This window comes from Chitinophaga dinghuensis, from assembly GCF_003259435.1.
In the GTDB taxonomy this organism is placed as follows: domain Bacteria; phylum Bacteroidota; class Bacteroidia; order Chitinophagales; family Chitinophagaceae; genus Chitinophaga; species Chitinophaga dinghuensis.
The window spans coordinates 342,360-367,401 of the sequence record NZ_QLMA01000001.1; the positions used below are offsets into that span (position 1 = coordinate 342,360).

General features: G+C 44.5%; 23 protein-coding genes and 1 other RNA gene. 13 read left to right on the plus strand and 11 right to left on the minus strand.

Annotated elements, in window-relative coordinates; genetic code table 11:
* The first annotated feature begins 112 nt into the window (after positions 1 to 112).
* The 3 genes from CLV59_RS01370 to CLV59_RS01380 are packed head-to-tail and all read left to right on the plus strand — an operon-like array spanning position 113 to position 4,204.
* Complete coding sequence (locus CLV59_RS01370; protein WP_111590209.1) at positions 113 to 853, plus strand: TrmH family RNA methyltransferase; 741 nt, start codon at positions 113 to 115, stop codon at positions 851 to 853.
* Positions 850 to 1,896, plus strand: coding sequence for a hypothetical protein (locus CLV59_RS01375; RefSeq protein WP_111590210.1), 1,047 nt, complete (start codon positions 850 to 852; stop codon positions 1,894 to 1,896). The genes CLV59_RS01370 and CLV59_RS01375 overlap by 4 nt, the downstream gene beginning before the upstream one ends.
* Positions 1,862 to 4,204: a hypothetical protein gene (locus CLV59_RS01380; RefSeq protein ID WP_111590211.1), complete on the plus strand. Its 2,343-nt coding sequence runs from the start codon at positions 1,862 to 1,864 to the stop codon at positions 4,202 to 4,204. The genes CLV59_RS01375 and CLV59_RS01380 overlap by 35 nt, the downstream gene beginning before the upstream one ends.
* On the opposite strand, the gene CLV59_RS01385 is transcribed toward CLV59_RS01380, so the two are convergent.
* On the minus strand, positions 4,205 to 5,440 hold the full coding sequence (locus CLV59_RS01385) for an ABC transporter permease (protein ID WP_111590212.1): 1,236 nt from the start codon (positions 5,438 to 5,440) through the stop codon (positions 4,205 to 4,207).
* Between the two features lie 113 nt (positions 5,441 to 5,553).
* Between CLV59_RS01385 and CLV59_RS01390 the strand changes: the two genes are divergently transcribed.
* Positions 5,554 to 6,843 carry a type IX secretion system plug protein gene (locus CLV59_RS01390; RefSeq protein WP_111590213.1) on the plus strand — a complete coding sequence of 430 codons (1,290 nt, stop codon included), beginning with the start codon at positions 5,554 to 5,556 and terminating at the stop codon, positions 6,841 to 6,843.
* A gap of 39 nt (positions 6,844 to 6,882) precedes the next feature.
* Here CLV59_RS01390 and CLV59_RS01395 read toward each other — a convergent pair whose 3' ends face one another.
* From CLV59_RS01395 to CLV59_RS01415, 5 genes are all read right to left on the minus strand, one after another.
* Positions 6,883 to 8,196, minus strand: coding sequence for an NAD(P)/FAD-dependent oxidoreductase (locus tag CLV59_RS01395; protein ID WP_111590214.1), 1,314 nt, complete (start codon positions 8,194 to 8,196; stop codon positions 6,883 to 6,885).
* 174 nt (positions 8,197 to 8,370) lie between these two features.
* Positions 8,371 to 9,870 (minus strand): glycerol kinase GlpK, encoded by a 1,500-nt coding sequence (gene glpK / locus CLV59_RS01400; protein ID WP_111590215.1) that lies wholly within the window; start codon positions 9,868 to 9,870, stop codon positions 8,371 to 8,373.
* 143 nt (positions 9,871 to 10,013) lie between these two features.
* Positions 10,014 to 10,667, minus strand: coding sequence for a fructose-6-phosphate aldolase (fsa, locus tag CLV59_RS01405; RefSeq protein ID WP_111590216.1), 654 nt, complete (start codon positions 10,665 to 10,667; stop codon positions 10,014 to 10,016).
* Between the two features lie 122 nt (positions 10,668 to 10,789).
* Positions 10,790 to 10,889: signal recognition particle sRNA small type (gene ffs, locus CLV59_RS01410), an RNA gene on the minus strand.
* Positions 10,890 to 10,994: 105 nt separating this feature from the next.
* Positions 10,995 to 11,726: an RDD family protein gene (locus tag CLV59_RS01415; RefSeq protein ID WP_111590217.1), complete on the minus strand. Its 732-nt coding sequence runs from the start codon at positions 11,724 to 11,726 to the stop codon at positions 10,995 to 10,997.
* A 45-nt stretch (positions 11,727 to 11,771) separates the two neighbouring features.
* Here CLV59_RS01415 and CLV59_RS01420 point away from each other — a divergent pair, with 45 nt between their 5' ends.
* Genes CLV59_RS01420 through CLV59_RS01440 form a run of 5 tightly spaced genes read left to right on the plus strand, consistent with a single transcriptional unit; the run spans position 11,772 to position 17,158 of the window.
* Positions 11,772 to 12,773 (plus strand): stage II sporulation protein M, encoded by a 1,002-nt coding sequence (locus tag CLV59_RS01420; RefSeq protein ID WP_111590218.1) that lies wholly within the window; start codon positions 11,772 to 11,774, stop codon positions 12,771 to 12,773.
* Position 12,774: 1 nt separating this feature from the next.
* On the plus strand, positions 12,775 to 13,590 hold the full coding sequence (locus CLV59_RS01425) for a hypothetical protein (protein ID WP_111590219.1): 816 nt from the start codon (positions 12,775 to 12,777) through the stop codon (positions 13,588 to 13,590).
* A complete protein-coding gene (locus CLV59_RS01430) occupies positions 13,587 to 14,810 on the plus strand; it encodes a DUF4350 domain-containing protein (protein ID WP_111590220.1) in 1,224 nt (407 codons plus the stop codon). Before CLV59_RS01425 ends, CLV59_RS01430 begins: the two co-directional genes overlap by 4 nt.
* A complete protein-coding gene (locus CLV59_RS01435; protein ID WP_111590221.1) occupies positions 14,811 to 15,791 on the plus strand; it encodes an AAA family ATPase in 981 nt (326 codons plus the stop codon).
* A 14-nt stretch (positions 15,792 to 15,805) separates the two neighbouring features.
* Positions 15,806 to 17,158, plus strand: coding sequence for a DUF58 domain-containing protein (locus CLV59_RS01440; RefSeq protein WP_170137615.1), 1,353 nt, complete (start codon positions 15,806 to 15,808; stop codon positions 17,156 to 17,158).
* Here the strand turns inward: CLV59_RS01440 and CLV59_RS01445 are convergent.
* The 5 genes from CLV59_RS01445 to gatC all read right to left on the minus strand — a co-directional run bounded on the left by CLV59_RS01445 (position 17,155) and on the right by gatC (position 20,063).
* A complete protein-coding gene (locus CLV59_RS01445) occupies positions 17,155 to 17,793 on the minus strand; it encodes a hypothetical protein (protein ID WP_111590222.1) in 639 nt (212 codons plus the stop codon). The two genes, CLV59_RS01440 and CLV59_RS01445, sit on opposite strands and share 4 nt — an antisense overlap.
* Before the next feature lie 11 nt (positions 17,794 to 17,804).
* The gene (locus CLV59_RS01450; RefSeq protein ID WP_111590223.1) at positions 17,805 to 18,395 is read right to left on the minus strand and encodes a riboflavin synthase; all 591 of its coding nucleotides are present in this window, start codon (positions 18,393 to 18,395) and stop codon (positions 17,805 to 17,807) included.
* Positions 18,396 to 18,425: 30 nt separating this feature from the next.
* A complete protein-coding gene (locus CLV59_RS01455; RefSeq protein ID WP_111590224.1) occupies positions 18,426 to 18,983 on the minus strand; it encodes a cob(I)yrinic acid a,c-diamide adenosyltransferase in 558 nt (185 codons plus the stop codon).
* Positions 18,984 to 19,055: 72 nt separating this feature from the next.
* The gene (locus tag CLV59_RS01460) at positions 19,056 to 19,766 is read right to left on the minus strand and encodes an ABC transporter ATP-binding protein (RefSeq protein WP_111590225.1); all 711 of its coding nucleotides are present in this window, start codon (positions 19,764 to 19,766) and stop codon (positions 19,056 to 19,058) included.
* 6 nt (positions 19,767 to 19,772) lie between these two features.
* The gene (gene gatC, locus CLV59_RS01465; protein WP_111590226.1) at positions 19,773 to 20,063 is read right to left on the minus strand and encodes an Asp-tRNA(Asn)/Glu-tRNA(Gln) amidotransferase subunit GatC; all 291 of its coding nucleotides are present in this window, start codon (positions 20,061 to 20,063) and stop codon (positions 19,773 to 19,775) included.
* Positions 20,064 to 20,161: 98 nt separating this feature from the next.
* On the opposite strand from gatC, the gene trpS reads away from it, so the two are divergent.
* The 4 genes from trpS to CLV59_RS01485 all read left to right on the plus strand — a co-directional run bounded on the left by trpS (position 20,162) and on the right by CLV59_RS01485 (position 24,804).
* Positions 20,162 to 21,166, plus strand: a complete 1,005-nt coding sequence (gene trpS, locus CLV59_RS01470; protein WP_111590227.1) for a tryptophan--tRNA ligase — start codon at positions 20,162 to 20,164, stop codon at positions 21,164 to 21,166.
* 53 nt (positions 21,167 to 21,219) lie between these two features.
* Positions 21,220 to 21,855, plus strand: a complete 636-nt coding sequence (locus CLV59_RS01475) for a deoxynucleoside kinase (protein ID WP_111590228.1) — start codon at positions 21,220 to 21,222, stop codon at positions 21,853 to 21,855.
* A gap of 187 nt (positions 21,856 to 22,042) precedes the next feature.
* Positions 22,043 to 22,816, plus strand: a complete 774-nt coding sequence (locus tag CLV59_RS01480; protein WP_111590229.1) for a hypothetical protein — start codon at positions 22,043 to 22,045, stop codon at positions 22,814 to 22,816.
* A complete protein-coding gene (locus CLV59_RS01485; protein ID WP_111590230.1) occupies positions 22,804 to 24,804 on the plus strand; it encodes a ComEA family DNA-binding protein in 2,001 nt (666 codons plus the stop codon). The genes CLV59_RS01480 and CLV59_RS01485 overlap by 13 nt, the downstream gene beginning before the upstream one ends.
* The last annotated feature ends 238 nt before the right edge of the window (positions 24,805 to 25,042 follow it).

Consider the following 25,042-nt stretch of genomic DNA (forward strand, 5'->3'; position numbering starts at 1 on the left):
GCGGCTGCATCACGGGCGAAAACGTTATTAAAACTTTTAAAAGGAAATGCTGACAAGTGGGCTACACGGCCTGTTCTTGGCTGATTAAAAGAAAACGTGTAGGTTTGGGCCCATGTTGTCAAAGGCGCAAATTAAATATATTCAATCATTACAGCACAAAAAAAACAGGCAAAAATCCAGCCAGTATATCGCCGAAGGAGATAAAATTGTCCAGGAGCTGATATTGGCAGGAATGCCGGTCAAAGCCGTATATGCTACTGCCGATTGGGTGGAGCAACATGCGGCTGCATTAGGTAAGCTCCCGGCAGATGCAGTGTATACCGTGGAAGCGCATGTGCTGAAACAATTATCTGCACTGACAACTCCTAACAGGGCCATGGCCCTGCTGGATATGCCGGAGGTCACCTATATTGTGCCTGTATCCGGACAGCTGGTGCTGGCTTTGGAAGCCATCCAGGACCCAGGTAATATGGGGACCATTATTCGCATCGCCGATTGGTTTGGTATTTCCCAGATCATTTGTTCCCCGGATTGTGTGGATGTGTATAACCCAAAGACTATACAAGCCACCATGGGGAGTATTGCCCGGGTTCGTATAGTCGAAACCGATATAAAGGAAATGCTTACGCAGACATCAATACCTTCTTATGCAGCTACCCTTCATGGCAAGGATATTACGGAATATTCCCGGCTGACGGAAGGCATCCTGTTGATTGGAAATGAAGGCAGAGGCCTTTCAGAAGAGGTGATTGCGGCATCTACCCATAAAATTACCATACCCAGAGTTGGAGGGGCGGAATCGCTCAATGCCGCTGTGGCTACTGGTATTATCTGTGGTCGTTTACTCATATGAGATATCTCCTGATTATTAGTTCACTATTGTTCCTGTTGCCCGCCTGCAAGTCCACCCCTTCGCGGCAGGTAACGCCTGCATTCTACTTCTGGAAGCAAAGCTGGACCGGCAATGCCACTGAACTGGAATACCTCCGTCAGTTGCCGGCAAGGAAATTATATGTGAAAATGTTTGATGTGGCCCCAGGAAGTAAACCCGGAGAAGCAGTACCTGTTGCTATTTTTCAGCAACAGCAGCCACTACCAGCCGATCAGGAAATTGTTCCTGTCATCTTCCTGATGAATGAGATCTGGAATAACCCGCCGGATACTACCCTGGCAGCGCAACTAGCCCAGCGAACAGAGAAACTGCTCGGCAGTTTATGTAGTAGTCTCCCTAACAAACAACCTATAAAAGAAATCCAGATCGATTGCGACTGGACCAAAACCACGAGGGATACTTATTTCCGGTATTTAAAGGCACTGCAGCAATTACCTTTCTTCAAAGGGAAAGACGTTTCTGCTACCATCCGAATGCACCAGATAAAATTCAGGAACAGTAGTGGCATACCTCCTGTGAATAAGGGTTTACTCATGTGTTATAATATGGGAGACCTCCGTAAGCCCGGAGATCATAACTCTATCCTGGATATCAGCACAATGGAGTCGTATATCGGAAACGACCGCATTTCAAATTATCCTTTACCTTTGGATATTGCTTTACCACTTTTTCAATGGACCGTATTGTTTGAAAACAATCAGTACAAAGGAATTCTGAGAAATGTGGGTACACGGGAACTTGAAAATAAAAATTTGTTTATACCTCATGGCAAGCAGCTGTTTGTAGTACAGAAAGATACCCTGATCAACGGTTACATGCTGAAAAAAGGCAGTGAACTTCGCCGCGAAATTACCAACGTAAAACTGCTGGAAGACGCAGCGCAACTTATTTCCGCACAACGACAATCATATAACCCTACGGTTATCTTCTATCATCTCGATGCTGCTACCCTGGACAATTATCCATTGCATGAATTACAAAAAGTGTATCGTCTTTTCAATTAGCTTTTTAGCTGTTTTTTTCGGGAATATCATCTATTCCCTTTCCTGTGGGCCGGAGCCAGACCCATATGATTATTACATTTCCTATTTCAATCCATACCTGAAAGGGCAGGGCTACGAACCATTTTATTATACTTCACTGGAGCAGTGGTATGATGATGAGATGAGTCCTGAATCGCAAGCCAATGTGGAAGAGTGGAAAAATTATGCAGGAGAGAAAGGCATCTCCACAGATGATATTTACAAGTACATTTATCATTCTTCCCATGAACAGATGGCGCAGGTATCTGCCTGCAGTGCCGGTGGAAACGATTGTATGTTCCCCGATAGCGTGAAAAATAACAGCTTTGTCAAATTCCTGAAAGAAGGAAAAAACAAAGAGGCGGCTCGTTACCTGTTGTTTGCGAAAGACTGTGAAAAGTACGTCTATATTGAAGATCGCTGGGCTGATCCGGTAGATAATACCGTTCCGATGGCGCAACTGTTTAAGCAAGGTACAGAACTGGTGGCTGGCGTGAAAGATAAGGAAATAGCACAGCGTTATAAATTCCAGTTACTGCGTCTGACGCATTACCGCAAGCTGTTTAGTGAAACAGTACAGGCTTTTGATCGCGATTTCTCAAAGCCAGTGCCTAATTCGCTGATTTATAATAAAGCGCTTGCCCTCAAAGGTGGAGCCCTGCTGCGTTTGAAAGATTCTGTGAATGCGGCATATGTGTTTTCAAAAGTATTTGAGAATGCGGTGAGTCAACGCCGGATGGCTTTTACCAATATGATGTGGAGCAATACAGTAGCTAAAGACGTATTCCCACTTTGTCGGAATAATAAAGAGAAAGCCAATGTAGTAGCTATTTTCAGCTTGGCTAATGCCGGAGTAAGTACCAATGCATTGCGTACAGTGTATCAGTTGGACCCACAGTCTCCTGCTATGAACGTATTGCTGGGAAGAGAAATTAATAAGCTGGAAGATGATTACATGACGCCTGCTATCCAAAAGGAAATTGACAGTACTGGGCTCGCGCTGGGATATTATTCTTATTATTATTCTCATGGCAGCGACTCTGTTTACAAGCCATATGCCAAGCAGCTTCAACGTTTCGCAGATAGTGTTGCAGAGAAGGGTAATGTAAAAGATCCTGACTACTGGAAATTGAGTTCCGCTTACATTGCATATGTAAGAAGAGATATGGCTGGCGCTAAAGCCAGGCTGAGTAAATATTCTATCACTGATCCTGCTGTGAAAGATGCATGGGAACTGGTGAATATCCTTGTGACTGTAAATCAGCAAAAGAAAATAGATGCTGCTTTCGAAGCGGAGCTGCTGCCTTCTTTGAAATGGCTGGATAGCAGAATGGCGCAACGGAATCCGGAAAGATGGTACAATGTGGATAAGGAAGTATTTTTTAATAAAGCTTATCGTAACCTATTGACATCAGTGATTGCGCCTGCTTACCGCAAACAGGGCGATTATGTGAAAGAAGCGTTGGTGCGTGGCCGTTGTGATTCTATTAGTCTGGGTACTCCTCCTTATGGTGCATCCGATATGTTGGGCGACCAGATGACAGCGGAGCAGTTGATTACCTTCAGTGATTTCATGAAAAGTGGAAATAAGACCGCTTATGAAAGCTATCTGGCGGGATTCTTTCCGAAAGGCATGAATATGAATCTCTTGATTGGTCGGGCTTTCATGCGTGTGAATAACTTTTCAGCTGCATTGCCTTATTTGAAAAAAGTGCCGGTGAAAGAGCAGCCGGTTTCTTACCAGGTATTTGCGGATCAGTTGCAGGATTTTGGATATGATAAGGAGACGCCTGCTTATCGTACCAAGATTACCATATCCCAGTTCTGCGAGCAAATGGTGAATTTGATCACGAAAACAAAGACGCCACCTGTGGATGCAAAGGTGTATCATAAGCTGGCTACCGGTTTGTTCAATCTTTCTTATTATGGTAAAACTTATTTCTTCCTGAAAGACGACAGGCACTCTACAGAATGGTATACCACCGCTTGTGAAAAAGATCCTTTCGAAAGACAATACTATGGGGTCTATGATGCGGAGATCTTCTATGCAAGGGCTGCTCAGGCTGCAACAGATAAAGAGTTTAAGGCGAGATGTTTGTTCCTGGCGGCTCGTTGTTCACAAAAGCATGTGCCGGAAAACAATGATGACAAGAAGTATTACAATGCGTTGATGCGTAACCGTTATTTCCCGGTACTGACTGCCAACTATTCGCAGACAGCGCTGTACCAGGAAGTATATGATCAGTGTAGTTATCTGCGTGATTATGTACGCAGTACGCCAAGAAAATAATTATTTGAACTGTATTGCTTTTACCGGCGTGATTTTTCTGATAATCAATGAAGGGAGGAGCAATACAGTAACACATATCAGCAAGGTGCCGGCGTTGATAAGTACTACTTCTTCCCAATGCAAGGAAATGGCTGCAACAGACATATAATAGGAATCTTCCGGTAGTTTGAAGAACCCAAAGGTTTGTTGCAGCCAGGCCAGGCCCAGGCCTACAGCATCCCCAATGAGGATTCCCATAATGATAATATAAGCCGCCTGGAAAACGAAGATCCGTTGGATTTTCCAGTTGCGCATCCCCAGTGATTTGAGTATTCCCACCATATTGGTACGTTCCAGGATAAGGATAAGAATAGCGGTGATCATGTTGATGATGGCTACAATCGTCATGATGACGATGATAATGATTTCGTTTTTGTTCTGTAACTGCAGCCAGTCGAAGATATTCGGATAAATTTCCTGAATGGTACGGGTAAACAGTTCGTCTGTTAATACATGTTCATCGATGTATCTGGCTACTGGTTCCATTTGATGGTAGTCTTTCAGGGTTACCTCATAACCGCCGATTTCGGTGCGTGTCCAGTCGTTTAGCTTGCGAATAAGATCGATATCTCCGATAACATAGGTTTTATCGTATTCTTCGATAGCGGTTTTGTATATACCCGTTACCGTTAGTTTGCGGGCGCGTGGCGACTGGCTGCCGCCCTGGATGAAATAGATAATTATTTTATCGTTTACGCCTACCTGTAACTCTTTCGCCATGCTGGAAGAGATAAGCACTCCCTGAGAGTAGGTGCTGTCGTTGAATTGCAGTAGGTTGCCGGCTACCATGAATTGCTGGAGTTTAGGCCAGTCGTAGTTTTTGTCTACTCCTTTGAACAGTACGCCGTCAATTTCCTTATCTGATTTGATAATAGCGGATTTTGTGGCATAGGGAGCGATGAAGCTCACCTGTGGCAACTGGCGTACTTTCTTCACCAGTTCGGGGCTCAATTCGAAGGATTTCTCTTGTGTGAGTGGGCCTGCGTTGGGTTGGTACTGGTTGATGTGGATATGTCCCCAGAAACTGAAGATTTTATCCTGGATTACTTGCTGGAAACCATTGACCAGTCCTGTCGCCAGGATCATCACCGCAACACTGATGGCGGTAGCGCACAACGCGATGTTGATGATGAATTTGGAGAAGGAAGAGCTTTTATTGAAAGCGATCCGGGTGGCGATAAAGCGAGATAAATCCATTAACTGTTTGAATATTTATAAAAATAAAGGTAACCACGCTGGCGACAAAATCAAAAATTCCGGGCAGCCTAAATGTTAAAATAGTCGTAACTTGACTTAATCAATTACTGAATATGCGTAAAGCACTTATATTTTTGGCTGTCCTGTATGCGACGTTATTACCAGCAATATTGAAAGCCCAGTCCAATGCAATTACTCCGGATCATGTATATATGAACAACATCAAGTCTGTAAAGTTAAACCAGGCGGGAGATCCATTGAGCTTGCCGATGGTGACGCTGGGTTCAGGCGAGAAGCTGGAGTTGTCTTTCGATGATCTGGACAATGATGTAAAGGATTACTACTATACTTTTGTACTCTGTAATGCAGACTGGTCGCTGGCTCAGGTGAATCAGCTGGAATACCTGAGAGGGTTTTCGGAGCAACGAATTCAGACTTATCGTTTATCTAGTATTGCCTTTCAAAAGTATACGCACTATAGTGTAACGCTGCCTGGCAGTAATAGTTTTCCTACCCGTGCGGGCAATTATATCCTGAAGGTTTATCTGGAAAGCGATACCACACAACTGGCATTTACCCGTAGACTGTTGGTGGTGGATAATCGTGCGGGGATAACGGGTTATATCCAGCAGCCAGTGAATCCAAAATTATTCCGTACCCATCAGAAAGTGAATTTTGAGGTGAATATGGGTGCATTAAATATTCCGAATCCATTCGACCAGGTGAAGGTGGTGATCCTGCAAAATGGGCGCTGGGATAATGCTATTTCAAATTTAAGACCGCAGTTTATCAATGGAAATGTGATCAAATACAATACAGAAATGGATTGTGTATTTCCGGGAGGGAAAGAATGGCGATGGATAGATTTGCGTAGTTTCCGTTTACAGACGGAGCGGGTGAAGCATACAGAGTATCATCGGAATAGTACAGACGTGTATGCCCAGCCGGATGTGGAGCGGGCAGATAAGATTTATCAGTTTATAAAAGACATTAACGGGAAGTATTATCTCGCTACATTGGATGATTATGATCCCAATTTTGAAGGGGATTATGCCACTGTACATTTTCAGTTTTTATCGCCGGAGCCTTATGCACAGTACAATATGTACATATTTGGAGAGGTGACTAACTATGAATGTAATGATGCGAATAAGATGACGTATAATCCTGCTACCAGGGCTTATGAGTGTTCACTATTCCTGAAACAGGGTTATTACAATTATATTTACGGATTAGTGGATCAGCATGATCCAGCTGGGAAGTTCGATACGTCTCTGACAGAGGGAGACAGTTGGGAAACAGAGAATAATTACACGATTCTACTGTATTACAGAGGACTGGGAGCGAGATATGACGAGCTCGTGTCTACCTTAACGTTGAATTCAATTCTGAACCGAAAATAAAAAAGAGGCTGTCTGGTAAAGGCAGCCTCTTTGATTTTATTAATGTTCGATTGTTTGCCGTAGCTTGACGATGTTGGCGGCGCCTCGTTTGATGATGATGCGGGTACCTCTTTCGAAAGTAAAGTAGCGGTAGAACCAGTTGATGAATACCACCAGTTTGTTACGGAAGCCGAGAAGGCTCATCAGGTGTACCACCATCCATACAACCCATGCAAAGAATCCGTGCATTTTCAGTTTACCCATTTCCACCACAGCACGGTTTCTACCGATGGTAGCCATACTTCCCAGGTCTTTATAATGGAAGGCGATAACAGGTTTTTTCTGCATGCCCAGTTTGATATTTTTAGCCAGGTTAACGCCTTGCTGGATCGCCACCTGTGCCACCATTGGGTAGCCTTTAGGGAAGCGGGAATCATTGGTCATCTGAGCGATATCGCCGATAGCATAGATATTTTCGTAGCCTTTCACCTGGTTGAACTCATTGACCAGGATACGACCGTTTGGCAGCAGAATGTCCGCAGGAAGGCCGGCTACAGGCACACCTTTTACACCGGCAGACCAGAGCAGGGAATGTGATTTGATTTGTTCGCCGTTGCTGAGGGTGACCACTTTACCATCGTATTCGTTTACATGGGTGGACAACATCACGCGAACGCCCAGTTCCTCCAGGCTCTTCAGCGTTGTTTCAGAAGTTTTTTCCGTGAAAGAAGCGAGGAGTCTTGGTCCTGCTTCAACCAGGTAAACGTTCATGAGATTTTGCGGAATGGAAGGATAATCTTTAGGCAGAATATATTTGCGGAGTTCAGCGAAGGCGCCAGCGAGTTCCACGCCAGTAGGGCCTCCGCCTACCATTACGAAGTTCAGTTTAGGTTTTATTTCCTCTGGGTCGGAGAGGAGTAAGCTTTCCTCAAATTGTTTCACCACATAGTTACGGATCTGTACCGCTTCAATGAGGGATTTCATGCCGATGGCTTGCGCTTCAATAGTTTTATTGCCGAAGAAATTGGTATTGCTGCCGGTAGCAAACACCAGGTAATCATAGCGAAGTTCACCAATACCGGTTTCCAGGATATTTTCTGCTGCTCGTACGCCGGTTACTTCCGCCATGCGGAATACCAGGTTTTTCTGTTTGCGGAATATTCCGCGTAGAGGGAAGGCGATACTATCCGGTTCCAGGCCTGCTGTAGATACCTGGTACAACAGTGGCTGAAACAGGTGATAGTTGTTCCTGTCCAGCAGCACTACCTGAACGGGGAGATTTTTCAGATGTTTGGCCAGGTTAATACCTCCAAAACCACCACCTACAATCACTACCCTAGGGTCGTTCGTTTCCGGAATGTTGAGCTGACTCATAAAATTTATTTTAAGAAGAAGGATATCGTTTTCGCTGTTCTACAGAATTCTTATGCACAATTCCTGTGCTAGTGTTAATGATTATCAAAGTTACTAAACTTTCAGAAAAAAATGAAAGTTTATTTGTGTAATTTCTACGCAAAGAGACGAGATTTTATTGTAACAGCGAAAAAATTATTCCAGGGGTTCTGTCCAGGCTTGTGCGGCGTGGATCGCTCGTTTCCAGTTATAGTACAGTTGTTTGCGGGTATTTTCTTCCATTTGTGGTTTGAAGGTGGCATTGATTTGCCATTGTTCTGCGATGGATGCTATGCTATCCCAGAAGCCCACTGCGAGGCCTGCGAGGTAGGCGGCGCCGAGAGCGGTTGTTTCGGTGATATTGGGGCGTACCACGGTGGCATGGAGGATATCGGCCTGGAATTGCATCAGTAGGTTATTGTTGGTAGCGCCGCCATCCACGCGTAATTCAGAGATCGTAATGCCGGCATCGGCTTCCATTGCTTTGAGTACATCCATAGTTTGGTAGGCGATACCTTCCAGGGCGGCTCTGGCGATATGAGCGGCGGTAGAGCCGCGGGTGAGGCCTACCATAGTACCACGGGCGAACTGATTCCAGTAGGGGGCGCCGAGTCCTGCGAAAGCAGGTACGAGATAAACGCCGTCGCTATTTTCCACGGTAGCCGCCAGTTTTTCCACATCTGCGGAGTGGCGGATGATACCGAGTCCGTCGCGGAGCCATTGAACGACTGCGCCACCGATGAAGATACTTCCTTCCAGGGCGTAACAGGTACGGCCATTGATTTTCCAGGCAACAGTAGTCAGGAGATTATTTTTGGAAGACATGGGTTTGTCGCCGGTGTTGAGTACCATAAAACAGCCGGTTCCGTAGGTATTTTTGATCATGCCTGGTTCTGTGCAGAGTTGCCCGAAGAGGGCGGCTTGCTGATCGCCGGCGATACCTGCTACAGGAATGGCGTAAGGCGTAATAGTAGCCTGGGTATTGCCGTATAATTCGCTGGATTGGCGGACTTCCGGCATCATGGACATGGGAATATCAAAGAGTTTGAGGAGATCTTTATCCCATTGCATGTCGTGGATATTGAAGAGTAGTGTTCGGGAAGCGTTACTCACATCAGTGATATGGAGTTGTCCGTGGGTATAATTCCAGACGATCCAGCTGTCTACCGTACCAAAGATCAGGTCGCCGTTTTCCGCTCTGGCTCTGGCTCCTGGGATATTATCCAGTATCCATTTGATTTTGGTACCAGAGAAGTAGGCATCGAGAATGAGTCCTGTTTTCTCTCTGATCATTTGTTCCTTTCCTTCTTTTTTCAATTGGTTGCAGTAGTCGGCCGTTCTTCTGTCTTGCCACACAATGGCGTTGTGTACGGGTTTCCCGGTTTTTCTGTCCCACACAATGGTTGTTTCTCTTTGGTTGGTGATACCGATGGCAGCGATATCAGCGCCGGTGGCGTTTGCGCGGAGGATGGCTTCACCTGCAACGCCGGCTTGAGTGGTCCATATTTCCATGGGATCATGTTCTACCCATCCGGCCTGGGGGAATAGTTGTTTGAATTCCTTTTGGGCAACGGCTACAATGGCGCCTTGTTTATCGAAGATGATAGCGCGGGAAGACGTGGTTCCCTGGTCCAGTGCGAGGATATATTTTGCCATACGGAAGGATTTGCTGCGTATATGTTTAACAGCAGAGCAGGCGATTTGTTGTTGGGGGGAGAAGGGGGAAGGGAGACGCGGTTACAAAAAAAATCCCCGGTACATCTCTGCACCGGGGATACACCATCTAAAAAATATTGCGATTACATTTTCTTGGCATCTTCCAAGAACTTCGCCAGCCCGATATCCGTTAAAGGATGTTTCAGGAGACCCAGAATAGAGTCTAACGGGCAGGTACATACGTCTGCACCTACTTCAGCACATTTCACGATGTGGAGTGCGCTGCGGATAGAGGCGGCGAGAATTTCAGTTTTGAATCCCTGAACGCTGTAGATCTGAGCGATCTGAGCGATCAGTTCAACACCGTCCCAGTTGCTATCATCGATACGACCGATGAAAGGGGATACATATTTAGCACCAGCTTTCGCGGCCAGGATAGCCTGACCAGCAGAGAATACCAGTGTACAGTTAGTTCTGATACTGTTGTCAGTAAACCATTTGATGGCTTTAATACCGTCTTTAATCATTGGCACTTTCACCACGATGTTAGAATCAATGGCTGCCAGTTTCTGTCCTTCTTCGATGATGGATTTGAAGTCGGTAGAGAATACTTCTGCACTTACATCACCAGATCCAACGATTTCGCAGATGTCTTTGTAGTGCTGCATGATAGCCGCTTCACCTTTAATCCCTTCTTTCGCCATCAGGGATGGATTGGTGGTTACACCATCCAGGATACCGAGATCGTGAGCCTCACGTATTTGCGCCAGATTAGCTGTATCAATAAAGAATTTCATACTATGTTAAATTAAAGTTGTAAAGGTTTGTATCACTTTGTGGAGCTACTGTCATTAGAGAAGGAGGTGAGAATAAAACCAGCTGACTACTGACAGCGACTAATGACCTTTTTAAAGAAAAAAAAAGGCAAGTTACTTATATCGCACCGCTTCAACCGCCTACCCTTGCTACATTCCTGTCCTGGGGGGATTCAGCAGGAGCTGGTCGTATAAGACTTGCCGGTTGCAAAGGTAATACAATGTGTTGTAAATCCAAATTTTATGCGCTTTTTCTTGAAAAAAAATTTTGCGCCGACTTTTATAATCACGCTGAAATCCTTTGTGGGCTTACTTTTCAACGGTAGTGTAATAGTTGTAGTCGTTCAGTACGGTTTCAAGAAAAACGGTATCAGGCAGGGTGGTGTTGATTTTCAGCACCTCTTTTACACGAGTGGCCACTCGTTCCGCCAGACGTTTGTCTCCCAATAATGCTCTATCTAACATCTCTTTAATTTTATTCATGTCTCTGTCAGATAGACGTAAAATCTCTGGAAACTGTGGTTTATAGTCGGTCATAGAAAGATCGCGGAAAATCGTTTCGCTGATGCTTCCTTTAGTTTTAATATTAATGACAATGGTAGCGGCGGCAATATCGCCTACCCTTTGTTTTAACGGGGACCGCAGTATAGAAATGATAGGAAGCAAAGCCCAGAAGAAGATCGGCTGCTCAATAATCCGGAAAATATATCGGGTGAAAAACTGACTGCGGGAAGGCGTATTACCAATCATACTCACTACCCGGATGTCCATCGCTTTTTTACCGGGTGTCTGCCCATTCATATACATTTCGAACAGTAAAGGGTATAACAAGACAGGAATAAGGATTCCCAGCAGGAATATGGCTGATAATCCTTCATTATTGAAAATATCCTTCATATTCCCTACAATCATTACAAAGATGACCACAAAAACGACCTTGATGACAAAATCTATCAGCCAGGCAAGGAATCGCTGCCCAAGATCTGCGGCCTGGAATTCCAGATCAATGTTAAATGAAGTAGGGATTTTAATGGTGCTCATGCTCAAATCTACATAAATGTTTATATATTGTTCCGACAATCAGGCATGAGAGAATCTCTATTTATCAAGAAAAATTTAGCACGCTGGAAAAAATACCAGGAGGAACCCACCGACGACCCGGATGAGATGTCCGATCGTTTTGTGTCTGTTCTGGACGATCTGTCCTATGCTAAAACATTCTATAGTTTCAGTAAGGTTACCCGCTACATCAATAGTATCGCGGCAAACATTTTCCAGAAGATATATGCCCACAAGAAAAATGATGATGGAAGATTCCAGTTATTTTTCAAGTATGAGCTACCCTTACTTTTCAGAAAATATCACCGGACCCTTTTATACAGTTTTTGCTTTTTTACCATCTTCGTATTGATCGGCTCCTTTTCTAGTGCTCATGACGATACCTTTGTCAGGGGAGTATTGGGGGATGAATATATCAATATGACGGAAAGAAATATTGCCAGCGGTGATCCGTTCGGGGTCTATAAGGGCGAGTCTCCCTTGTTAATGTTTTTATATATCGCCTTCAACAATATTTATGTGTCAATGCAATGTTTTGTGTTTGGCATCTTTCTGTCATTTGGCACATTGTATTTCCTGTTTCGTAATGGCGTAATGGTGGGCGCTTTTCATTATATTTTTGTGAAACATGGGCTTGGCTGGAAAGCGGTATTAATAGTGATGACCCATGGTACATTGGAATTATCCAGTATTGTCATCGCAGGTTGTGCCGGTATGATACTGGGCAACAGTTTGCTTTTTCCAGGAACGCTTACCAGGCTTGAATCTCTGAAACGAGCTGCCAGAGACGGGATTAAAATTATGATCTCGCTGATTCCTGTTTTCATTGTAGCTGCATTCCTGGAAGGTTTTATAACCCGTTATTCCGCCATGCCTGCATTGGTAAGCATATTGATTCTGTTGGCATCTTTAGGATTTATAATCTTCTATTTTATCTGGTATCCCATCCGCTTGCATAAGCAAGGCTATGCTATCAGTGAAAACGGAAAGATCACGATTACTCACACTTTACCGGCATCCCAGGACTGATATGAAGAAAGCACTGTGTAAATTTCTGATCATTTTTGCTGGTATATTGTTGATGGGCAACAATAGAACGGTACATGCCGCCGTAAGACAAACGATTGAAGATTCTGCAAAGATCGGTACCATTAACGCTGATGGCGTCACCGACGCGGAAGATACCGTTACAGAAGAAGCGGAAGCAGACAGTGTTGCCGTGCCTTATCCCGTAGCTTTGAACCGTGCCGTTTCTGATAAAAAACTCGCTGAATTAAAGGAAAATAAGAACCTGAATTATATTGATCTGAAAGAAGAGCAGGCGGGGAAAACCAACTGGTTCGGGCTTATTGTGCAAGCAATCATTATTTACATCACCTTACACATCATTGTATTCCGTTGGGTCATCATTGGAATTATTGCTGCCATCTTATTGTATATTCTTTACCGTTATATGAAGAAAAACGGGCTGGGTTTCTTCCGCAGCGTGCCGTTAGTAGGGGAGATGCAGGTAGCACAGGAAACAGTATTGCATACTGCTAAAGACTATGAAAAGAAAATATTAGAAGCCTCCACAGATGGGAATTTTAAAGAAACGATTCGTTGGTGGTATCTGTATACATTATTTCAATTATCTGAAAATAACCTGATCAAGCCATCCATAGAAAAGACCAATAAGGATTATCTGAGGGCGATGAGAAACACGCCCTACTACCGGCAGTTTTCTATTCTGACCATGGACTATGAATATGTCTGGTATGGCAGCTTTGATCTTCCCAAACAAGATTTTGAACAACTGGAACAACAATTCCAGGATTTTAAACATCAAATCAGCAAGAGCGCGTGAGCAGGAAATTCTACTATATTGCCGGTACTGTCATAGCGATCCTCATTGCATTGCTGATGATAAATAGTATTCAATCCAACCAGGATGAGCAGCGGAGTAATGATATGTCCAAACCTACCTTCTCTGGAAAGGATAAAAAGGCCGGCGGTACCTATGCTGCAAGAGAACTGTTACCTTCTCTTTTTAATAATCAAACATTACAGGTAGTTACAAAGTCATTTGCAAGCACCTACAGAAAAGAAGAAACACTCAAGAATTCCGGTAGTGTCTACATCATTGTTGCAGAGAAACTGTTTGTTACAGAGCAGGATGTTACCGACATGCTGAAATTTGTAGGCGATGGAAACGAGTTGTTTATCGCAGCTAACCAACTGGATCAAAACCTGAAATCCCGACTGGGTATAGAAACGGAGGTACTGGGCTTTGGTGAAATGGTACAGCCCGGCGTTCAGAACTATTTGGATTCTGTCAACAAGATCAGTGCTTCCTATCGGTATAATGGTCCCATGTTGGAAAGATATTTTTCCAAATGGGATTCTTCCCGCATGCAAATACTCGGAACTTCGGCGCATAATGAACCTAACTTTGCCAGTGTGCGTGTGGGTAGTGGTTTTGTTTATATTTTACTGAACCCGTATACCTTTACGAATTACTTTGTATTGCATAACCAGAATGCACAGGCATTGGCCATTCAGATGAGTTATCTGGACCCTCATGCCGACAATGTGTACTGGGACGAATTCTATAATACGCAGAAGGGGCCCCGCAATTCTGAATTCTCGGAATGGCAGGTGCTGTTGAAATATCCGGCCTTCCGCTGGGCGCTTTGGCTGAGTATCATCCTCATGTTATTATATGTGGCTTTTGAAAGCAAACGCCGTCAGCGCATTATTCCGCTGAAACCTGTAGTGGCTAATGCTTCGCTGGAATTCGTAGATGCTATAGGGCAACTTTATTATCAGCAACAGAACCATGCGAATATCTCTCATAAAATGGTGACGCATGCACTAGAGTATATCCGTACCCGTTATTATATCAATACTAATGTGCTGGATGATGATTTTGCGACCCTGCTATCCAATAAATCGGATGCCCCGATCGATCAGGTGAGACGCATGACCAGCCTGATGAAAGTAGTACAGGATCATGGTTATATCGACAGCGAATTTGTAACGGACTTATATAGAAGCATTCAACTTTTTTATCTAAATACTAAATAAATGGATACGAATACCTTTCAACCCCGTACTGATTTGTCTGCACTCCAGACTGGTGTGGAGGCGATCAGAGAGCAAATCGGTAAAGTGATAGTTGGACAATCAGAGATGGTAGACCTGCTGATAACTGCATTGCTGGCACAGGGACATGTGCTGATTGAAGGCGTACCGGGCGTAGCTAAAACATTGACCGCAAAACTGCTGGCACAAAGCATTGATGCCGGTTTCTCACGTATACAATTCACTCCGGATCTGATGCCGGCAGATGTACTCGGTACCTCTGTATTCAATCCCCAAACCAGGGAATTTGAATATAAGAAAGGTCCGGTTTTCAGTAATCTTATTCTGATTGATGAAATCAACCGCGCTCCCGCTAAGACACAGTCGGCCCTCTTTGAAGTGATGGAAGAACGTCAGATTACCAATGACGGCAATACCTATCGCCTGGAAAGGCCGTTCATGGTGATTGCTACGCAGAATCCCATTGAACAGGAAGGTACTTATCGCCTGCCGGAAGCGCAGCTGGACAGGTTCCTCTTTAAAATACAAGTGAAATATCCTGATTTACAGGAAGAAATATCCATTCTGGAGGCTATGAACAGGTTACATACTCCTGCTGATATTACCAGTGTAGTGGAAAAAGTACTGACGTCTGCGGAGCTGATTCATTATCAACACCAAGTGAAACAAGTAAGAGTAGATGAGAAAATTCTGCATTTCATTGCAGAAATTGTTCACGCTACCAGACAGCATTCTTCCTTGTACTTAGGAGCTTCTCCTCGTGCATCCATTTCCGTTATGAACTGCGCGAAAGCACAGGCAGCTATGAATAACCGGGATTTTGTGATACCAGAGGATGTAACCGGTATTATGAAGCATGTGCTGCGTCATCGTATTATCCTGACGCCTGAAAGAGAGATGGAAGGCATTACCACAGATGATGTGATTGACCAGATTATTAAAACAGTAGAAGTTCCAAGATAAATTCAACTATCGCGATGCCAGGAGCAATTAAAAGTAATTTCTATCAAAAACTATTCTTTCGCAACAGATTTTATCTGCTGGTAGGAGCTGATATTCTCTTGTTCCTGGTGGCATTTTTTATTCCCGCTTTATTTTTGTTAGGAATCCTGTCTGTTGTTTTGACGGTGGTGTTAGTATTGGTAGACATGCTGCTATTACTGACCAAATCCAGAGACGCTATGGTGGCAGACAGGGCATTGGCCAATCGTTTGAGCAACGGAGATCCCAATGAAGTGAAGCTGGTAGTGCGTAATGGCTATCCTTTTCCTGTCACTGTAACTGTTTTGGAGGAGGTACCGCTGCAGTTTCAATGGAGGGACTTTACTTTACAAACGCAAATGGCGGCGGGAGGGGAACATACATTCACCTATTCCCTTCGTCCGGTAGAGCGGGGCGTATATGCATTTGGTAATACGAATGTATATGTACACACTGCATTGGGACTTATCAGCAGAAGATTTGTGATAGATAACCCAATTGAAGTGGGCGTCTATCCGAGCTTCCAGCAACTACGTAATTATTCTCTCAAATCCTTTATCGCACAGATGGATACAACAGGTATACATCGTAAAAGGATGGTAGGACATAGTATGGAGTTTGACCACATTAAATCCTATACCAAAGGGGATGATGTCCGAACGCTTAACTGGAAAGCCACTGCACGTACGGGCACCTTGATGGTGAATAGTTTTGTGGAAGAGAAAAGTCAGCAGATTTATTGTGTGATAGACAAAGGTCGGGCGATGCGGATGCCGTTTGATGGATTGGCGTTATTGGACTATGCCATCAACTCTACTTTAGTGTTCAGCAATATTGCGCTTTCAAAAGGCGATAAGGCGGGATTAATCACTTTCACGGAGAAGAAAATGGAAATGATCCCGGCGAGTAGTAAGATGGTGCAGCTCAATACCATTCTGGAATCGTTGTATGCGCAGGAAACCCAATGGCAGGAGAGTGATTATGAATCTTTGAGTGTACAATTACGTAGCAGATTATCGCAGCGTTCTTTGTTAGTGTTATACACGAATTTTGAGTCAATGTCTGGCTTACAGCGGCAGTTGCCTTATTTGCGCCGACTGGCAAAATATCACTTATTATTGGTGGTGTTTTTTGAGAATACAGAATTGAAGAAAGTGACGGAAGACGTAGCCTATGATCTGGAAGGAATTTACAAGCAGACGATTGCCCAGAAATTTGCTTATGATAAACGTCTTATCGCGAAAGAGCTGGGGAAATATGGAATTATGTCTATTCTGACGCCTCCGGAGCAACTCACTGTGAATGTGGTCAATAAGTATCTGGAGTTGAAATCCAGGATGTTAATTTAGTTTTTATCGGGCATTTGTTTGACAGGTATGTCGGACAGCAGATACATGGCCGGATTTAGTTTGTACCAAGCTTCCACCCGAATTATTTTAGTCGTATCGCCGGCAGGCAACAGGAGATCCTGACCAATTAGTTTGCCGGCGGATATTTGAAAATGCACTTCATTGGTATCCAGTGGGAGAATTTTACCGCTGCTGAATTTCCCTTCTATATTTAAGTAAAAGTGAATATTTCTTTTCAGGCTGTCTGCATAATGATTGAAGCGCATGCCTGTGAGTTGTGGTAGCTGTAGATCAGCCGTAACGGGGTTTTCGCCGGGCAAAGTAATGGTTAGCTGGATGTGGTAATTATCTTTAGCCAGTTGGGTTCTGTTGAAGGTTAGAATGCCGGCGCGACTCACCTCTCCATTTGAGGATTTGACTTCCATTTTACTCCATCTGAGAGATCCATTGAAGCCGTTGGCGGTGGCAGTTTTGCTGCTATCGCTGTAGACAAGTTCTATTCCGATGGGCGTATTATTATATAATTCCGGAACGGCGTTGTAATCGTAGGCTGCGTGTGCGGCCACCAGCTTCCGTTGCTGACCGAAGGCCAGCAGCGGAAGAGTGATGCTTATCAGCAGTAATAACTTCTTCAAGCGGGAAATTTTTAAGAACGGACTGACAGTTGTCTCGCTACATATTTACCCAGTATATCAAATTCCAGATTAATGCTGCTACCTGGTTCGATATATTGAATATTCGTGAATTCGAAGGTATATGGAATGATGGCCACAGAGAATTCGCTGTTGGTGACATCAAATATTGTCAGACTGATACCATTCAGGCAGATGGAGCCTTTTTCTACTAGTAGTCCTGCAAATTCGCCAGGGTATTGGAATCTGAACAGCCAGCTACCATCCTGAGATTCGCGGGAAATGCAAGTGCCGGTGGTATCCACATGACCTTGTACCAGGTGGCCATCTATGCGGGCATTGAAGACCATAGCGCGTTCCAGGTTTACTTTCTGGCCGGGAGTGAGCAGGCCCAGGTTGGTCTTTTGCAGGGTTTCTGCAACGGCCACTGTAGTGTAGGTATCTCCTTCTACACCGGTAACGGTGAGGCATACGCCGTTATGAGATACGCTTTGATCTATTTTTAACTCCGCTGCCATAGCGGATTTTATAGTGATAGTCAGGTTTCCGCCTTCCTGTCTGGTGGAAATTACTTCTCCTTGTGTTTCAATGATTCCTGTAAACATATCGCAAATTTAATAAAATCTGAATTGGGCTTAGCTGACTCTTGGTTTCCAAGGTATTTCTTCGGCGCCCAGTTTATGGCCGGTCCAACGGGCGAGAACGAAGAGATAATCACTCAGTCGGTTAAGATATTTGAGCACCAGCGGTTCGATGAACATTTCCTGTTCCATCATACCTACGCAGAGGCGTTCTGTGCGGCGGCACACGCATCTCGCTATATGACAAGTAGATACTGCTACATGACCACCCGGAAGGATGAAAGAGCGCATCGGTGGAATTTCTTCATTCATCTGATCGATGGATTTTTCCAGCAGGGTGATATCCGCTTCGTGAAGATCGGGGATCTTCAGTTTGGTTTCCTTATCTGGATCGCAGGCCAGTGCGGCGCCTACGGTGAACAGCCTGTCCTGGATTTCTCTGAGGAGGTTTTTGGTAGCTGTATCGGCGATATAATCGTTTACCAGGCCGATATAGGAGTTCAGTTCATCGACGGTACCGTAGGCGTCGATGCGTATATTGCTTTTAGGGACTTTGGTGCCGCCTATGAGGGAGGTTTTACCTTTGTCGCCTGTTTTGGTATATATCTTCATGTACTAAAATTAAAACAAAAATCCTTCCGGTATTGCCGGAAGGATCGAAGTATATAAAGGGAGCAGCTTTTATTAGTGGCTGTTTACCAGATATTTTTCATTTACGCGGTCGGATTCGATCACGCCATCGCGGAGACGGATGATACGACGGGCATGGTCGGCGATGTCTTCCTCGTGGGTTACGAGCACCACGGTGTTGCCGGAAGCGTGGATACTTCCGAAAATATCCATGATTTCGATGGATGTTTTGGTATCCAGGTTACCGGTAGGTTCATCGGCGAGGATGAGGGAAGGATCATTTACCAGGGCTCTGGCGATGGCCACGCGCTGGCATTGACCTCCGGAGAGTTCATTCGGTTTATGGTCTGCACGGTTTTCCAGTTTCACTTTTTCCAGCATGGCCATGGCTTTTTCCAGGCGTTCTTTTTTATTGACGCCTTGGTAAATCAGTGGGATGGCTACATTTTCCAATGCAGTCAGTCGCGGCATGAGGTTAAATTGCTGGAATACGAATCCGATTTCTTTTCCTCTCACATGTGCCAGGGAGTTGTCATCCATTTTGCTGACATCGTGTCCGCTGAGGATGTAACTGCCGCTGGTGGGGGTATCCAGGCAGCCCAGGATATTCATGAGCGTGGATTTCCCGGAGCCGGAAGGTCCCATGAGGGCTACATACTCATTTCGGAAAATGTCCAGAGAAACGCCTTTCAGTACCGGCAGTTCATTTTTGCCGAGATAGTAGCTTTTTCTGATTTCTTCCAGGTGGATAACAGACTTTTGCATGTAAGGTTATTTCTTTATTATTTTGGGCACTTTGAAGTATTCCTCGTTGGCGGCAGGTGCATTCTGCAGCGCTTCTTCCCTGCTGATGGATGGTTTTACCTGGTCTTCCCTAAACACATTATAATCTTCCGTAAGATGGAGGAGTGGTTTAACGTGGGAGGTATCCAGTTCGTTGAGTTTTTCTACGAAGGTGATCATCCGTTGGAGGTCGCCGGTAAATTCTTTTTTTTCTTCCGGACTGAATTCCAGTCTGGAAAGATCTGCCAATTGCTGTACCAGAGTATCGTTGACTTCCATAATCAAATTAAAGGAAAAGGTAATGAAATATAAAAGGTAAATTGATAGTATTCCAAAATTAGGGATAAACGGCCAGATATTTTAAATTGCGCCCTGTTATGGCAACAGAAAAAGAAATTGTGGTGAGCGGCATACGCCCCACAGGGTATTTACACTTAGGTAATTATTTTGGTGCTATCCGTAATTTTATCCGGATGCAGGAGGACTTTAACTGCTACTTCTTTGTGGCAGACTGGCATTCACTTACCACCCATCCTGATCCGAAAGATCTCCGTGGTAACGTAGAGCGGGTACTGGCAGAGAATATTGCTTCTGGCCTGGACCCAGAAAAGGTAGTACTGTACGTACAGAGCGACGTTCCCGAAATTTCAGAGCTTTATTTGCTGATGAATATGCTGGCTTACGTAGGTGAGCTGGAAAAAGTACCAACGTTCAAAGACAAGGTAAGATTACAGCCAGAGAATGTAAATGCTGGATTGCTGACCTATCCGGTGCTGATGGCTACCGATATTCTTATCCAGCGCGCTGTAAAGGTGCCTGTTGGAAAAGATCAGGGCCAGCATCTGGAAATGGCGAGAAACTTTGCACAGCGTTTTAACCATCGTTATGGTAACCTGTTCCCAGAGCCGGAAGCCTTTAACTATGGCGATAGCCTGGTACGTATTCCAAGCCTGGATGGGAAAGGTAAAATGAGCAAAAGCGAGAACGAAATGGCTACGCTTTACCTGGCAGATGAAGATGATAAAATTCTCAACAAAATTAAGAAGGCTAAAACGGACAGTGCTACCGGTGTGATAGGATCTCCTATGCCAGAATCGGTGAGTAACCTGATAGACCTGATGAAACTGGTGTCTGCGCCGGATGTAGCCACGTTCTACACCGCAGCCTGGGATGATCAGACTATTCGTTTTGGCGATATGAAGAAGCAACTCGGAGAGGACATGGTGAAATTCATTGCGCCTATCCGTGAGAAAGCGAAGGCATTACAGCAGGATCACGCTTATATGCAGCGTATTATGAAAGAAGGTGCGGAGAAGGCCAGAGAAAATGCATCTAAAACACTGAATGAGGCCAAGAAATTAATCGGTATAAAATACTATTGAAAAAGTGAACGCAAGTAACTATTTTCAATAAATCATACCATATCAACAAACGCATGGCAAAACAAGCAAAAGTTAAACATATCGCAATTGCGGGCAATATTGGTGCAGGGAAAACAACGCTGACCGAAATGCTTTGCAAACACTATAAATGGCATCCGCAATACGAAGATGTGGAACATAATCCTTACCTGAATGATTTCTATGAGGATATGCCCCGCTGGTCTTTTAACCTGCAGATTTATTTCCTGAATGGCCGGCTGAAACAGCTGCTGGAAGTACAGAACGGTAATAAAACAGTGATCCAGGATCGTACGATCTATGAAGATGCGCACATCTTTGCACCGAACCTGTACGAAATGGGGCTGATGACCAAACGGGATTTCGATAACTATTTCAATTTCTTTGAGACATTGAAATCCATGGTGAAGCCACCGGATTTGCTGATTTACCTGCAAGCCTCTGTACCTACGCTGGTAGCACAGATTCAGAAAAGAGGCAGAGAGTATGAAGAGAATATTCGCCTGGACTATCTGAAACGACTAAACGAATATTACAACAACTGGATTGAGAAATATAAAGAAGGTCCGTTGCTGGTAATCGATATTGATAAAAACAAGTTTCCGGAAAGTGAAGAAGATCTGGGTGAAATCATCTCCAAGATTGACTCTCAGCTGTATGGGCTGTTTTAATATATTGCAAAAGAAATAAAAGAAATGGATTGACGTCGCAGATGTCAATCCATTTCTTTTTGTACAGTTTTTTAGTTTGTTAACATGTAATAAAGGTTTGTAGTAGAGAGATGAAATAGTTTTGTGATTGATAAGTTTGTTTTCCCATTTATTAACCCATGTGTTTATGTTAACCCGGTCATGGAGGATGCTAGTCCTGCATTTGTTGATTATATTTTTTCAATTGATTTATGGAGACGTAAAGGCCCTTGCTGTTCAGCTTACTGCTTATGGCAGGTTTTGGGGAGGAGCGGCTTACGGAAGCGGATTTGCAGATGCGCTTGTGGCAGCGGAGAATCCGGCTATACTGGCGGATGCCAGGCATTTCAATGCTGGTATTTTCACAGAAAGGCGATTTGGCCTGACGGAAGTACCGTTGCATATGGGAGCGCTGATGATTCCTGTAGGAATGGGTGGCATAGGGGTGCAGGTACGTCAGTTTGGGAATAGCTATTGGAAGGAGCAGGCGGTGAGTGGCGGTATGGGGCTGCATTTGGGGCATGACCTGGGAATAGGGGCACAGTTAGGATATCATAGTACATCTGTTTACCAGTATGGGAGTAAAGGAATACCAACGGCAGTATTGGCATTGAGGTGGCGTCTTGGCCCTGCTTGGATGGCTGGCGTGCAGGTAATCCGGGAAGGAGATTGGCAATACAGGATAGGAGTGGGCTGGCAGTCGGGTACAGGATTCCTGCTGGCAGCGGAGTGCAGGCAGCAGGAAGGGAAATTAATACCTTTAGTGCAGGCGATCTATAGAATAATTCCTTTGCTGGCTATGCAATTGGGCGTAAGTGGTTGGCAGCCTGCTCCACAGTGGGTTGTGATGCTGATATTAGGACGACTGCGGATTGATGGCGGGGCATCAATGCATCCGCAACTGGGCTTCACTCCAACAATAGCGCTGGTATGGGGAAAATAGTTGGCTTGCTTTGTTTGTTGGCGCTATCGCTGCAGGTATGCGCACAGGAAGAATTGCCTGCTAGTATACAGCAGTCTGTCGAAGCAGTAACGGCGGCCACTACTTCGGTAAGTGAAGATGATGAGCAATGGCAGTTATTACAGCAGCGCATCCATCACCGTATATCATTGAATACCGCAGATGCCGCGCAGTTGACAGCCTTAGGAATACTGCTGCCTAACCAGGTGGAAAGTCTGTTGCGTTATCGTGCGTTGTTGGGAGACTTTATCAGTATCTATGAATTGCAGGCAGTACCGGGATTTGATGTCGATCTGATAAAGCAACTGTTGCCTTATATCAGTACAGGGGAGGGTTTTAAGCCACAGTATGGTATTCGTGACAGGTTTTCAAAAGGGGAAAGGAGTTTACTGCTGCGTTATGGCAGACAACTGGAGGCATCAAAAGGATATGTATCGGTGAATGGAAAACCACCGGCATATGCTGGCAGTATAGATAAAGTGTTTATTCGTTACCGTTATAACCTCACCGGGTATACGAGTTATGGCGTATCTATGGAAAAAGATCCCGGAGAAGCTTTCTTTCGGGGAGCGCAGCGATATGGCTTTGATTTTTACAGCGCCCATCTGTTTATCAGTAACTACCAGCATGTGAAAGCATTGGCGATAGGCGATTTCTCTGTAAACATGGGCCAGGGGTTGATACAATGGCATAGTCACGCTGCGGGGAAGAGCGCGATGGTATTGCAGGTAAAGAAAGAAGGAGAGGTAATAAGACCCTATACTTCTGCCGGGGAGTATTATTTTTTTCGGGGAACAGGAGCGACGGTGCAAGCAGGGAAACTGCAACTGACTGCATTTTGCTCTCTCCGTAAGCTGGATGGAACCGTTCCCGGAACAGATACTATCACTGATACACAAGTGGCTACGGCTTTACAATCGGCCGGCTATCACCGTACCTCCACAGAAATAGCGAAGATGAATGCAGTGACACAATTTAGCAGTGGCGCAGCTTTTCGTTATGTAGGGAACTGGAATGTGGGGGCCAATATCATTTATCATCACCTTTCACCAGGATTGGAGAAGTCTGTGAAACCGTATAACCAGTTTGATTTCAGAGGGAATGGACTCATGAACTATAGTCTGGATTATGCGCGCACCTTTGGGAATATGCATTTGTTTGGAGAGCTGGCCCGTGATCAGCAGGGGCATATGGCCTGGTTGCAAGGCGCATTGATCAGCGTATCCGCGAAAGCCGATCTTTCTATGGTATACAGGAACTATGACAAGGCTTATCAAAGCTTCTACAGTAAGGGGTTTGGAGAGATTTATAATACACGTAATGAACAAGGCATTTACATGGGTTGTAGTCTAAAGCCTGCCGCTCGCTGGACAGTAAGTGGTTACGTGGATTGGTTCAGGTTTCCCTGGATACGCTATGGCATCAACTATCCGTCGGGAGGATGGGAATATCTCCTGCAGTTAGGCTGGACATACCGAAAAAATATTATTATCACAGGTAGAGTAGTGAGTCGGAAAAAAGATGAAGAATTGCTAACGCATATACGTTGTCAGGCGGATATAAACATCAACAGAAAATGTGCGGCCAGCACGCGCCTGGAGTACGCAGGATTCCGTACTGCGGCTGGTTTGCAGCCAGGATTGTTTTTATACCAGGATGTCAGTTATAAATTTCGAAGGTTGCCTGTGAGTATAGCTATAAGGGGAGGATTATTTAATACGGGAGGCTATCAGTCACGAATATACGCGTATGAAAGCAGTGTCATGTATGAAAACAGCGTAGGTCAATATTATGGAAACGGGTGGCAATACTACCTGAATTTGAAATGGAAACTGGATAAGAAATTAACTTGTTGGGGGAAAATACATCAAGTGATTTATCTTGATAAACAAAAGATTGGGAGTAGTTATGACATGATTGAAGGCAATAAAAAGACAATGGTGCAAGGCCAGTTAATCTATTCGTTTTAAGTGCTAATTATTAAAATCGCCTTAATTTGCGGTGCTTAATAAATTGATATGCAGTTGTTTATATTGACAATGTAATATTGGTTAAAATAATGTTAATGGAATTTGCGCATCGATTTATTTTTTTTTCTACCTTGTGCGTATTCAACCAAAATCTAAATCTAAAACGTTAATGAAAGAGGCTCCAATCTTTTTCAGACAACTTAGTAGGTGGGGTGTTAGCCAATTGAAGATGCATTTG